Annotated in this window: 18 protein-coding genes; 15 read left to right on the top strand and 3 right to left on the bottom strand. The window is 69.6% G+C overall.

Going from position 1 to position 10,089, the window contains the following annotated elements; translation table 11 throughout:
• Positions 1-212: hypothetical protein (locus GBZ48_RS35100; RefSeq protein ID WP_174475251.1), on the bottom strand; the 212-nt coding region annotated here is incomplete at its 3' end.
• A gap of 113 nt (positions 213-325) precedes the next feature.
• On the opposite strand from GBZ48_RS35100, the gene GBZ48_RS35105 reads away from it, so the two are divergent.
• The 10 genes from GBZ48_RS35105 to GBZ48_RS35150 all read left to right on the top strand — a co-directional run bounded on the left by GBZ48_RS35105 (position 326) and on the right by GBZ48_RS35150 (position 6,011).
• On the top strand, positions 326-562 hold the full coding sequence (locus tag GBZ48_RS35105; RefSeq protein ID WP_174475252.1) for a hypothetical protein: 237 nt from the start codon (positions 326-328) through the stop codon (positions 560-562).
• A gap of 795 nt (positions 563-1,357) precedes the next feature.
• A complete protein-coding gene (locus GBZ48_RS35110; RefSeq protein ID WP_174475253.1) occupies positions 1,358-1,555 on the top strand; it encodes a type II toxin-antitoxin system HicA family toxin in 198 nt (65 codons plus the stop codon).
• Positions 1,556-1,604: 49 nt separating this feature from the next.
• Positions 1,605-2,012, top strand: coding sequence for a type II toxin-antitoxin system HicB family antitoxin (locus tag GBZ48_RS35115; RefSeq protein WP_174475254.1), 408 nt, complete (start codon positions 1,605-1,607; stop codon positions 2,010-2,012).
• Between the two features lie 15 nt (positions 2,013-2,027).
• Positions 2,028-2,906 (top strand): hypothetical protein, encoded by an 879-nt coding sequence (locus GBZ48_RS35120; protein ID WP_174475255.1) that lies wholly within the window; start codon positions 2,028-2,030, stop codon positions 2,904-2,906.
• A gap of 16 nt (positions 2,907-2,922) precedes the next feature.
• Positions 2,923-3,141, top strand: a complete 219-nt coding sequence (locus GBZ48_RS35125) for a hypothetical protein (RefSeq protein WP_174475256.1) — start codon at positions 2,923-2,925, stop codon at positions 3,139-3,141.
• Between the two features lie 70 nt (positions 3,142-3,211).
• Positions 3,212-3,631 carry a hypothetical protein gene (locus GBZ48_RS35130; RefSeq protein ID WP_174475257.1) on the top strand — a complete coding sequence of 140 codons (420 nt, stop codon included), beginning with the start codon at positions 3,212-3,214 and terminating at the stop codon, positions 3,629-3,631.
• Positions 3,624-3,881, top strand: coding sequence for a hypothetical protein (locus GBZ48_RS35135; RefSeq protein ID WP_174475258.1), 258 nt, complete (start codon positions 3,624-3,626; stop codon positions 3,879-3,881). The genes GBZ48_RS35130 and GBZ48_RS35135 overlap by 8 nt, the downstream gene beginning before the upstream one ends.
• A 78-nt stretch (positions 3,882-3,959) precedes the next feature.
• A complete protein-coding gene (locus GBZ48_RS35140; protein ID WP_246307681.1) occupies positions 3,960-4,262 on the top strand; it encodes a hypothetical protein in 303 nt (100 codons plus the stop codon).
• A 4-nt stretch (positions 4,263-4,266) separates the two neighbouring features.
• Entirely contained in the window at positions 4,267-5,058 is a 792-nt protein-coding gene (locus tag GBZ48_RS35145; protein WP_174475259.1) for a hypothetical protein, read from the top strand.
• Between the two features lie 119 nt (positions 5,059-5,177).
• Positions 5,178-6,011, top strand: a complete 834-nt coding sequence (locus tag GBZ48_RS35150; RefSeq protein WP_174475260.1) for a DNA adenine methylase — start codon at positions 5,178-5,180, stop codon at positions 6,009-6,011.
• Here GBZ48_RS35150 and GBZ48_RS35155 read toward each other — a convergent pair.
• Together GBZ48_RS35155 and GBZ48_RS35160 are read right to left on the bottom strand one after the other, a co-directional pair.
• On the bottom strand, positions 5,968-6,411 hold the full coding sequence (locus GBZ48_RS35155) for a helix-turn-helix domain-containing protein (RefSeq protein WP_174475261.1): 444 nt from the start codon (positions 6,409-6,411) through the stop codon (positions 5,968-5,970). The genes GBZ48_RS35150 and GBZ48_RS35155 overlap by 44 nt on opposite strands.
• Before the next feature lie 98 nt (positions 6,412-6,509).
• On the bottom strand, positions 6,510-6,731 hold the full coding sequence (locus GBZ48_RS35160; protein WP_174475262.1) for a hypothetical protein: 222 nt from the start codon (positions 6,729-6,731) through the stop codon (positions 6,510-6,512).
• A gap of 121 nt (positions 6,732-6,852) precedes the next feature.
• Between GBZ48_RS35160 and GBZ48_RS35165 the strand changes: the two genes are divergently transcribed.
• The 5 genes from GBZ48_RS35165 to GBZ48_RS35185 all read left to right on the top strand — a co-directional run bounded on the left by GBZ48_RS35165 (position 6,853) and on the right by GBZ48_RS35185 (position 9,833).
• Positions 6,853-7,839: a tyrosine-type recombinase/integrase gene (locus GBZ48_RS35165; RefSeq protein WP_174475263.1), complete on the top strand. Its 987-nt coding sequence runs from the start codon at positions 6,853-6,855 to the stop codon at positions 7,837-7,839.
• A 94-nt stretch (positions 7,840-7,933) separates the two neighbouring features.
• Entirely contained in the window at positions 7,934-8,578 is a 645-nt protein-coding gene (locus GBZ48_RS35170; protein WP_246307682.1) for a DUF3164 family protein, read from the top strand.
• Positions 8,579-8,651: 73 nt separating this feature from the next.
• Positions 8,652-8,864 carry a hypothetical protein gene (locus GBZ48_RS35175; RefSeq protein ID WP_174475264.1) on the top strand — a complete coding sequence of 71 codons (213 nt, stop codon included), beginning with the start codon at positions 8,652-8,654 and terminating at the stop codon, positions 8,862-8,864.
• A gap of 7 nt (positions 8,865-8,871) precedes the next feature.
• Positions 8,872-9,330, top strand: coding sequence for a hypothetical protein (locus tag GBZ48_RS35180; RefSeq protein ID WP_174475265.1), 459 nt, complete (start codon positions 8,872-8,874; stop codon positions 9,328-9,330).
• A gap of 173 nt (positions 9,331-9,503) precedes the next feature.
• Positions 9,504-9,833 carry a hypothetical protein gene (locus GBZ48_RS35185; RefSeq protein ID WP_174475266.1) on the top strand — a complete coding sequence of 110 codons (330 nt, stop codon included), beginning with the start codon at positions 9,504-9,506 and terminating at the stop codon, positions 9,831-9,833.
• Positions 9,834-10,089: the final 256 nt, after the last annotated feature.

The raw sequence follows: 10,089 nt of genomic DNA on the forward strand, positions 1-10,089 counted from the left end.
TACTGCGGGGCAGGAGTGCAAGATCGTTTCATGGTAGACGACACCGCCCCCCGCATCCCTCCCCCCTCGCTGTGCGTCGGGAGCGTCAGATGGGTATAAGAGACAGCGAGATAGCCGATGCGGACCGCGCCGTCGGTCAGCGCGCCGACGAAGGCGTCGCCGGGGTTGGTGCCCGCCTGGGCGATGAGGGTGAACTCGGACTGAGAGGACATCGTGGGCTCCGTTTGCGGTGTGTCGCTGCTGGAAATAAGATGCACTACGCGCTTTATTCGGGCAAGCGGAAAAAGCGCGTTGCGCGCTTTATTTTTCCGCGATAGGGTGGGGCATGGCAAAGAAACCGACCTCGGAGTGGGGGCAGCGCGCGGACGCCGCCGGCCTCGCCCAAAACACCCTGGCCCGTCTGGCCGATGTGGCGCCGTCGAGCGTCGGGCGCGGCCTGCGCGGCGAGTTCGCCAGCGGGGTGCCCGGCTACCTGCAGGCGCTGATCGTGGCGTGGGAGCTGATGACGGCCGAGCAGCGGGCCGAGTGGCTGGCGCAACGGGCGCCGGCCGACCTGTCATGAAAGGAGCGACGATGACAACGGAAACAGTCCCGGCATGCCCATCCTGCGGGTCGCGCGACATGATTGTCGGCGGCCATGTCTCCTACCACTGGCGGCGTGGGCGCCTAGTGCGGCAGCGCAGCTCCGCGACCCCGGTCGAAGGCGCACCGTGGAACTGCCAGGACTGCGGGATGGTGTGGAGTGGGAACCATGAGCCGCCGTTCGACTTCGAGGCGCAGAGTTCGGTTCTGATCCGGTAGGGCGGGGTGACCCGCCCGCGCCGCGGCCCTGCAGCGCGGTTGCAAATCCCCATGTTCCATAACGCCCGTTCGGCGCCCCGGTTGTGCACCCGTAACCTATTGGTCCGACACGCCTTCGCGTCCCGCGGGAAATTATGAAATCCGCCCCGGCCGCCCCGGAATCAAGATGTGGTAGGGCAGGGCCGGAAACCCGGCGTCCCCCGGTTGAATCGAGGACGCCGCCGGCCGGCCGAAAACCGGCCCCGCCGGGCGCGGCCGAAAACCACCCGCATGACGGGAAACGCCTTGCGGCAGGATGCAACCGCGTCTAAAGTCGGCCCACGGCCCAGGGACGGCCCGAGTTTAAAATGGCTCCGCCGCCATCTTAAAAGTCCCACCCACAGGGGCGCCTCCGGGCGCCCCTTGGCGTTTCCAGATCCAGACCCTGCCGACCCGCTCCGCCTCCCCCCGTCCGATCCGGTCCGGGCACCGGAAAAATGCGCCTGTCTGGGCGCATTCCTTGTTGACGGTGCGCCTATATGGGCGTATAAAAAGGACATCAACGACGGGGACGGACATGCCGAAGGTCGAAACCAACCGCGCAGACATCATCGACCGCCTGACCCGGGACGGGTGGGTGTTCGCCCGCCACGGCAGCGACCATGACGTCTACCGCCACCCGGACCGGCCGGCGACGCCGGCGGTGGTGCCCAGGCACCGCACCCTCTCCCCTGGCGTCGCCCGCCAGATCGCCAAGGTCGCCGGGTGGATTTGATCCACCCGGCTTCGGCCCCGGCCCCCCTACCACACAGAAGGCCCCAACCATGCGCTACATCGCCCTGATCGACGGAGAAGCCGGCGCCTACGGCGTCACCATTCCCGACCTGCCCGGCTGCACCGCCATGGGCGCCACCGTCGAGGAGGCCCTCGCCGCCGCCGTCGACGCCATGCGCGATTGGGCCGAGGTGGTGGAGGAGGATGGCGGCGCCATTCCCGCCCCCCGCCCCGCCGGCGCGCTGCGCGCCGATCCGGACGTCGCCGAGGCCCTGGCCGAGGGAGCGATGCTGGCCACCGTCGCCATGGTCCGCGTCAGCGGCCGCCCGACGAAGGCCAATCTCTCCCTCGACAGCGGCGTGCTGGCCACCCTCGACGCCGAGGCCAAGCGCGCCGGTCTGACGCGCAGCGCGATGGTGGAAGCCATGACCAAGCGCCTCGCCGCCGGAAACCTCTGACCGGAGGAACCCGTCATGGACCTGATGCGCCTGCCCGCCAGCCCGGATCAAACCACCCGCCGGCTGGTGCTGCTCTTCCAGTCGGTGTCGGCCGAGCTGGCCGACCGCCTCGCCGGCGCCGCCGCGGCGCGCGAGGTCCTGCCCCTCACCGTCGCCTACCAGCCGCCGGCGGACGAATACGCCGCCGGCGGCTGGACGGTCACCGCTTTCCTATCCGACGGCACCAAGCTGCCCGTCCGCTGGATGACGCGGCCGGCCTTCAGCGACGCCGATACCAGTCTGCCGCTGCCGCTGCACACCACCCAGCGCCGCGGGGTCGCCCATGAACCGGAGGTGATGGAGCGGCTGGTCAGCGACGTCAGCGGGCACGCCCGGCTGCGCCTGGTGGCGGCCCACCTCGACCCTGCGAAACGGTCAATGTTCCGCACCGGCGAGACGCGCTCGGGCTTCGTGCTGGTGGAGTGCGAAGGTACCCCTTGGGCGCCCTGGCGCCGGCCGGGCAAGGCCGAGATGCCGCGCGGTACGCACCCCGTCTATCACGATGGCCACTTCCTCGGCCGGGCCGCCGTCGAAGGCGGCGCCGCCCGGGTGGCCGCCGCCCAGCCCTTCGCCCCGCGCGCCGATCACGGCTGGCGGCTGATCGAGACGCCGATCGGCAAGCTGTGGGTGGTGCGGCCGCCGGACGATATCGCCCACCGCATCCGCGAGGTGCGGCGCGATCTGGTGCCCTTCCATGACCGGCTGGACGAGCTGGCCAAGCTGGACCTGTCGGAGGAGCCGGCGCGCACCGAAGGGCTGATCGAGGAGATCGAGCAGCTGGCCGCCCGCGTCGACGCGCTGCGCGCTGCCGCCCGCCTGCCGCCCAGACGCGGCAAAGCGGGAAAACCGTCGTGAGAAAGGGGAGACACTGATGGAAATGTACGGCATCCGGGGCATCCCGGCCGGCGCCACGATCCCGACCATCGCGATGCGGGTGCAGGCGCCCACCGCCGAGCGCGCCCTCGCCCTGGCTGCCGCCCGCCCGATCGCCACCGGGCTGCGCCTCGAGGTGATCCACATCGGCGGCGCCCAGGACGAGGAGACGGTGCGTTACGAGGGAAAGTGGCCCTGGCCGGATCGGGCCACCTGATGCTCCGTCGGCTGACCCGGGTGCCCGGCGTCTGGGAAGCCGGTGCCGACCTGGAAGGAGTCGACCCGCCATGACCAATCTGCCGCCGCACACGCCGATTGCCATCGGTGACACCGTCTACGGCCATGGGACACTGGACTGGTACCGGCGCACCGGCGTGACGCATCTGCGGGTCTGGTGCGTCCACCCCGGCTGCACCCATTGGGACTGGCTCCACCTCGAAACCCTTTTGACGAAGGTGGACGCCGGCACCAGCTTGATGCAGCTGGCCCGCCGGTCCAAGTGCAAGTCCTGCCGGCGGAAGGGCGCCCATGTCGAGCCGTCGGAACCGCCGACGCGCGGGACGCACGGCTATCCCGAATGGGTGCGGGCGGAGCGGGAACGCTGCCGCGCCTTCCTGGCCGCGACCGATGCCGACGTTGCCAGCAGCCCGCTCGGCCCATCATTATCGTTACGTGACGAAAATCAGGAAGGGCAGGGGCATGGCTGACTTGGTGAAGAAGCGCCGCGGCCGCCCAGCGGTCCATTTCGACCAAGCGGACCGGCAGGCGGCCTATCGGGAGCGGCAGGCCGATGCCGCGGCGCTGGGGGCGGTGGCCCGCCAAGCGCTCGACCGGCCGACGCCGGCTTTCCTGAAACGCCTGATCGCCCGGGCGCTTGACCAGGCGGACGATCCGGAGGCCCTGCGCGTCGATCTGGCCGCCTACCTGAATGGATTAACCACTAAATTGGTGCCGTAGCCCTTTCGCACGCATAGCCCCGCTGACCCAGCGGAGCATCGCCGCTACAGTCCCGGAGACCATCACCGGGATTCCGTCATGTCCGCCCAACCCGTTCCCCGTCCGCTCGAACCTGTGCTGACCGCCTATCTGGCGGCCAGTGCGGTCGCCGCCGACAACGAGGCGGCCGACCGGGACCTGGGCGGCCTGGAAGCGATGCTGTCCGCCGGCGCGATCAGCTCGCCGGCCGATCTGCACGCCAAGGCCCGCTACATCCAGCACTGCCATCGCCTCGATCCCGCCCTGGTGCCCCGCGACGCTATCGACACGCTGGTTGCCGGCATCGGGACGCTGTTCGGCTCTGCCCTCACCGGGCCTGCGCCCGCCAGCTCGCCGCGCTGACATCATGGGAGCGCTGCCTGCCACCGCGGTCGACCGCCGGACCGTCATCGACATCGAGGCCTTCCTCACCTGGGCCGTGCAGCGCCAGTGCTGCGACCGCACCGACATCGCGCTCCACCCCATGGAGCGCTCGGCCAGCCTGGCGCAGCAGCACGGCCGCCCGATCGGCGTCATCGCCGCGGGTCGCTCGGCCGACGGCGTGGCCACCATCCTCGACCGCAACGACATCGGCGCCGACATCGATGGCGGCAGCGCGATCCGCGGCATCCCGCCCCGCCTCCACCCCGACGCAGAGCGGGTGGGCGAGGCCCTGGAGCGCCTGCCGGTGGCCCAGCGGCGGCTGGTCATCCGCCATGCCCGCCGCGGCGACCGGCCGGAATGGGCGGCCCTGCGCCAGCCGATGGTGGCGGCCAAGCGGCCGTCCGACGCCCCGGGGCGCTATCGGCACCTCACCTGTGCGGAGTGGGAGCTGACACCGCGGCGCTCGGACATCGCCGCCCTGTACCACCGGGTCGGCCGCTCGCTGTTCCTCCCCGACGGCCGCAAGCGGCTGCCGGAGGAAGAGAAGGGCTTCAGCTTCCGGGTTGGCGGCGATGGCCAGCGGTGGCTTCTGGTGAAGTGGTGCCCGCTGGAGCCGAAGCTGAGTGAGGCCGAGGTGGCGGAGATCAACCACCTCTACAGCCTGTGGCGCGATGGCCTGCTGACCCTGTATGTCCGCCTGACCCGCCTGGATCTGCGCGGCCATGTCCTGAGACCTTTTGGCGTGCCGGGCGCTCCGTGGGACCAAAGTCCTTGACTTAGGACCAATACCCTTGACACAGTGAGCGGGACGTATTGCGCCCGCAGCGATGCCCGCCCGGCCCCAGGCCGTGGCGGGCATCCTCATTTCTGGCCCGGGCGATCCAGGGAGCGATCATGGACACGATTTTCCGCCCGGTCCGCCCGGTGAGCCCGGTTGCCGGCTACATCGGGGGCAAGCGCAACCTCGCCAAGCGGCTGGTGCCGCTGCTGCAGAAAATCCCCCACCGCACCTATGCGGAGCCGTTCGTCGGCATGGGGGGCATTTTCTTTCGGCGCGACCAGGCGGCCCCGGCCGAGGTGATCAACGACTACAGCCGCGACGTGGCCACCCTGTTCCGGATCCTGCAGCGCCATTATCAGGCTTTGCGCGACCACATGCGGTTCGGCATCACCAGCCGGACCGAATATGAGCGCCTGGTGGCGGTCGATCCGGACACGCTGACCGACATCGAGCGCGCCGCCCGCTTCCTGTACCTGCAGAAGCTGACCTTCGGCGGCAAGGTGGCCAGCCGGACCTTCGGCGTTGACGTCACCGCGCCGGCCCGCTTCGACATGCAGCGCCTCGGCCCCATCCTGGATGCCGTGCATGAGCGCCTGTCCGGGGTGGTGATCGAGTGCCTGTCCTACGCCGCCTTCATCCCGCGCTACGACCGGGAGGGCACCCTGTTCTTCCTCGATCCGCCCTATTGGGACTGCGAGGGGGATTACGGCAAGAACCTGTTCGGCCGGCCCGACTTCGAGATCCTGGCGACGCTGCTGGGCGAGCTGAAGGGGCGCTTCGTCATGACGCTCAACGACACGCCCGGTGTCCGTGAGACCTTCGGCCGCTTCGCCTTCGCCCCGGTCGAGACGACGTACACCGTTGGCGGCGGCAAGAACGCCGCCAAGGTGGGCGAGCTGGTGATCACGAACGTCCCGGAGTGCCTGACCGCTCTGGCGCCGGCCTGACCGGCAGCCCGAGACGGGCATCATACCCATCCAGCGCCAGCAGGATGGCTTTCGGGATCGGGTAGGCCCGCTTCTCGTAGTTGCGCAGCATGCGCTCGGCGATGCCGAGGATGGCGCAGGCCTGCGGCTGGGTCAGCCGGTGCCTGGTGCGCCAGCCGATCAGCCGATCGGCAGCCTGGGCCAGCCCCAGCTCCCACAGATCGGCCGCGGCGATCAGCCCGCCGGCTGGCCAGCAGACCCGGTCCGGGCCGGCCTCGGCCTGGGCGAACGCGGAATCGTCCGCCGGCGCTTCGGCGCGGGCAGACAGGTCGAGATCATGCTCGGTGCCGTCGGACCAGCCGACGATCAGCCGGCGGCCGCCGGCGGCGAGCAGGGTGGTGATGGTGCGCGTGTCGTCCATGGCGGTCCCCGGCTGTGCCGCGGGATCGTAGGGGGCACCCGCTGCGGTGGCAATCCCAGCGTGGTCAGGGCCGGCGCTGGGGCGCCGGCCCGGGCCGCTTAGGGCCGCTGCTGGCGCAGCAGGAGCATCAACGCGGGGTACAGGGCGGTGACCCGGGCGACCGCGGTCTCCGCCGCGGCACCGGCGCCGACCGCCCCGTTGATGTTGCCGGCCGCCAGCTCGGTTTGGGCCTCGGTCAGCAGGGTGGTGATCTCGGCCAGATCGTCCAGCAGGCTGGTGCCAACGGCGGCGGCGGCGGCGGTGTGGGTGGGCGTGCTCATCGGTGATCCTTTTCGCTGTTCAACCGGCAATCATTGCCGGTCACAAGAGGACACTACCGGCAACCATTGCCGGATGCAAGCGAGAAAAGCGGCAACCATTGCCGGTTCGTGAGAGGCTTCCATGGGTGACCTGACCCGACTGCCCGACGGCATCGCCCCCGTGGGCTTGGCCGCGGCGCTGCCGCTCGACCGCATCCAGGAAGGGCTGATCGACGCCTTCCTGGCCAGCCGCAAGCCCAACACGGTGGCGGCCTATCGCCGTGACTTGGAGGATTTCCGCGCGTTCGTCGCGTCTCGGCCCGAGGCGGCAGCCTATGCCGACAGCGTCGACCGGGTGGCGCGCGAACTGCTCGCCCTGGCGCCCGGCCAGGCCAACGCCCTGGCGCTGGGCTACCGCGCCAGCCTGGACGCCCGGGGCCTGGCCCCGGCGACGATCAACCGGCGGCTCGCCGCCCTGCGCTCGCTGGTCCAGCTCGGCAAGACGCTCGGCCTGGTCAGCTGGGAGCTGGAAGTCGAGAACGTCGACGGCGTCGCCTACCGCGACACCCGCGGCCCCGGCCGCGACGGGGTCAAGGCGATGATCGCCCAGGTCCAGGAACGCAGCGACGCCAAGGGGGTGCGCGACACCGCCATCGTCCGGCTGCTCCACGACACGGCCCTGCGCCGCGGCGAGGTGGTCTCGCTGGATCTGGAGCACTACGATCCGGCGGCCGCCACCCTGGCCATCCTGGGCAAAGGGCGGAGCCAGCGGGAGCCGGTCACGTTGCCCGACGCCACCCGGGCGGCGCTGGACGAGTGGATCGAGGTGCGCGGCCGACACCCCGGCCCGCTCTTCTTCCGGTTGGACAATGCCGGCGCCGGCGGCGGCCGGCTGACCGGGGCGGCGGTCTACCAGCTGGTGCAGGCGCTCGGCGCCGACCTCGGCATCCGGACCCGGCCGCACGGCCTGCGCCATGCCGCCATCACCAGCGCGCTGGATGCCACCAACGGCAACCTGCGGGCTGCGCAGAGCTTCGCGCGTCACCGCGATCCGAAGGTGACCATGCGCTACGACGACAACCGGGCCGACCTGGCGGGGCAGACCGCCAAGCTGGTCGCCGAGGACTGACGGTGCCGATCGGCCCGTCGCGCAAGCTGGAATCACGGAAGGCCGAGCTTGCGAAAAGGATGATTATCGCAAGCTCAACCAGGAGGAATCGGCCATGTCGACGGTGGAATCACAGCCGAAAATGGACGTGCCGGAGCGCAAAGACGGCTACTACGAGGATGCGCGCGGCCGACTGATTCCGTCCCACCTGGTGAAGGATACCGACCTTCTCGAGGACCAGCTGGTGCGCAACCTGATGGGCGGCGCGGAAACGCTGGCGGAGCAAATGCGGGTATTCCGCGCGATGGTCTTCAATGACGTGGCCGCGTTTCTCGCGCTGCTCGCCGAGAAATACGACGCGAAGCGCGGTGGCAAGAAAGGAAACATGACCTTCACGTCTTTCGATGGAAAGCAGAAGGTTCAAGTTGCGGTCGCGGATCACCTGACGTTCGGCCCTGAATTGCAGATCGCGAAGGGGCTGATTGACGAATGCATCGGTGAATGGGCCAAGGACACGAACGATAACATTCGCGTCCTGGTCGATCACGCATTCCGCGTCGACAAGGAAGGGCAGGTTTCGCGCGAGAGCATCTTCGCGCTGCGGCGGGTGAACATCACCGATCCGCGGTGGGAAAAGGCCATGGCCGCGATCGCCGATTCCGTCCAGGTCCAGGGGACCAAAACATACGTCCGTTTCTACCAGCGTGATTCCCAGGAATCGCCCTGGAAACCTCTTAGCCTCGATCTGGCCAACGCCTGATCCCGCCATGTTCACCCACACCACCAGGTCGGTTCGCCGCGCGGCATCCGCCCAATCCACCGGGAGATTTCAGATGGTCTTCGATCTGAACGCCCAGCGGGGCGCCGTCGATGCGGGCCTGTTCGCGCTGCTGGCCACCATGGGCGAATGGCTGGATCTGATCGCCGGGCCGGCGCAGAAGCTGGCCATGTGGCTGACGATCATCGTCGCCTTCGGCCGGTTCATCCTGTTCGTCCTCGATGCGCGTGCCCGGGCACGCGGCGAGCGCGCCATCAAGCCGGAGTGAGGCAACCATGAACCAGCTGTTCGACGGCCAGATCTTCGCGGCGATGAGCGACCCGCTCGATCTCCACCGGGTAACGGTGATGCCTGCCGTGGTGGGCTTCACGCAGGTGATCGGTGGGGTGGCGGCACACAAGGACATCGACCTGGTGGGTGAGCGGCGTAGTGGCCGCACCACCTTCGCCATGCACGTCGCCAGCGTGGCAGCCAGCAATGGGCTGAGAGCCGCCTACATCACCCCGGCCGGCTACCACATCGCGGACGCGCTGCGCAGGACGCACCGCTGCACTGCCTACGTGCTGAGCGCCTTGCACCTGAGGTCCGTCCCACACTCGCTTCTCCCGTGCCACGTCATCGTGGTCGATGACGCCGACCTTCTCCCGGACGGCACCAAGGAGCTGATCCAGCGCTTCCGGCATCCGGAGGGGTCGCTGACCTATTGGGTCCGGGAAGCCCCGCATAAGGCCTGATAGGCACAGCAGAGGTCGCAGCGGCGGGCGGACAAGGCTTTGGCCCGTGAGCTGGTGACCACGGTGGGAGGGTGACAAACCCGGCGACCACGGTGGCATCGGCAAGCCGGGGTGGGTAGCGCGTGGCCCGCCGCGCGACACAGAGACAGACAGACGGCATGAGGGAGATCGCGATGGAGCTGCTGGTTCGCCTTGCCATCCGCTTGGACCCGTGGCTGGGGGGCAGTCGCCGCGATCGCCTTCCCTGGAGCTGGCGGGTTGAGCCACAGCCGACGGTGCGGCAGCGCCTTCTGCAGGTGCCTGCCGTCCTGCGCGGCCGGTTCCTGGTGATGCTGAACCTTCAGCCCTGGCCGATGGCGGCCATCGATGCCGTCGGCACCGCGGTGGCCTACGTGCGGACCGGCTTCTACTTCGCCAGTTCCCTGCCATGGCTGCCGTTCGAACGCTATGTCCGCCGGGAGGCGGAGATCATCCAGCGGGCCAGGATGGCGGATGGACACTGAGGCTCGCTGGGCGCAAGCCCGGGCGGACTACGAGACCGGGATCGGCCCGCGTGAGCTGGCCCGGCGGTACGGCGGCAACGCCGGCGCCTACAGCAAGCGGGCCGCGAAGGAGGGATGGACCAAGCCGGCCGGCACCGAGCCGGCGCCTCCGGAGAGGACTGAACCGCCCCCGAAAGGGGGCAAGGGCAAGCCGGTAAGCCGGCCCCCCCAGCGTGCCCGGGAAACCGGCCCTACAGCGGCCAAAGCGCCGCCGCCC

This window comes from Azospirillum melinis (assembly GCF_013340935.1).
GTDB classification, from domain to species: domain Bacteria; phylum Pseudomonadota; class Alphaproteobacteria; order Azospirillales; family Azospirillaceae; genus Azospirillum; species Azospirillum melinis.

Excerpts from the sequence above, each read along its gene's own strand:
- GBZ48_RS35105 (WP_174475252.1), top strand. The coding sequence starts at position 326 with ATGGCAAAGAAACCGACCTCGGAGTGGGGGCAGCGCGCGGACGCCGCC.
- GBZ48_RS35110 (WP_174475253.1), top strand. The coding sequence starts at position 1,358 with ATGCCGAAGGTCGAAACCAACCGCGCAGACATCATCGACCGCCTGACC.
- GBZ48_RS35115 (WP_174475254.1), top strand. The coding sequence starts at position 1,605 with ATGCGCTACATCGCCCTGATCGACGGAGAAGCCGGCGCCTACGGCGTC.
- GBZ48_RS35120 (WP_174475255.1), top strand. The coding sequence starts at position 2,028 with ATGGACCTGATGCGCCTGCCCGCCAGCCCGGATCAAACCACCCGCCGG.
- GBZ48_RS35125 (WP_174475256.1), top strand. The coding sequence starts at position 2,923 with ATGGAAATGTACGGCATCCGGGGCATCCCGGCCGGCGCCACGATCCCG.
- GBZ48_RS35130 (WP_174475257.1), top strand. The coding sequence starts at position 3,212 with ATGACCAATCTGCCGCCGCACACGCCGATTGCCATCGGTGACACCGTC.
- GBZ48_RS35135 (WP_174475258.1), top strand. The coding sequence starts at position 3,624 with ATGGCTGACTTGGTGAAGAAGCGCCGCGGCCGCCCAGCGGTCCATTTC.
- GBZ48_RS35140 (WP_246307681.1), top strand. The coding sequence starts at position 3,960 with ATGTCCGCCCAACCCGTTCCCCGTCCGCTCGAACCTGTGCTGACCGCC.
- GBZ48_RS35145 (WP_174475259.1), top strand. The coding sequence starts at position 4,267 with ATGGGAGCGCTGCCTGCCACCGCGGTCGACCGCCGGACCGTCATCGAC.
- GBZ48_RS35150 (WP_174475260.1), top strand. The coding sequence starts at position 5,178 with ATGGACACGATTTTCCGCCCGGTCCGCCCGGTGAGCCCGGTTGCCGGC.
- GBZ48_RS35155 (WP_174475261.1), bottom strand. The coding sequence starts at position 6,411 with ATGGACGACACGCGCACCATCACCACCCTGCTCGCCGCCGGCGGCCGC.
- GBZ48_RS35160 (WP_174475262.1), bottom strand. The coding sequence starts at position 6,731 with ATGAGCACGCCCACCCACACCGCCGCCGCCGCCGCCGTTGGCACCAGC.
- GBZ48_RS35165 (WP_174475263.1), top strand. The coding sequence starts at position 6,853 with ATGGGTGACCTGACCCGACTGCCCGACGGCATCGCCCCCGTGGGCTTG.
- GBZ48_RS35170 (WP_246307682.1), top strand. The coding sequence starts at position 7,934 with ATGTCGACGGTGGAATCACAGCCGAAAATGGACGTGCCGGAGCGCAAA.
- GBZ48_RS35175 (WP_174475264.1), top strand. The coding sequence starts at position 8,652 with ATGGTCTTCGATCTGAACGCCCAGCGGGGCGCCGTCGATGCGGGCCTG.
- GBZ48_RS35180 (WP_174475265.1), top strand. The coding sequence starts at position 8,872 with ATGAACCAGCTGTTCGACGGCCAGATCTTCGCGGCGATGAGCGACCCG.
- GBZ48_RS35185 (WP_174475266.1), top strand. The coding sequence starts at position 9,504 with ATGGAGCTGCTGGTTCGCCTTGCCATCCGCTTGGACCCGTGGCTGGGG.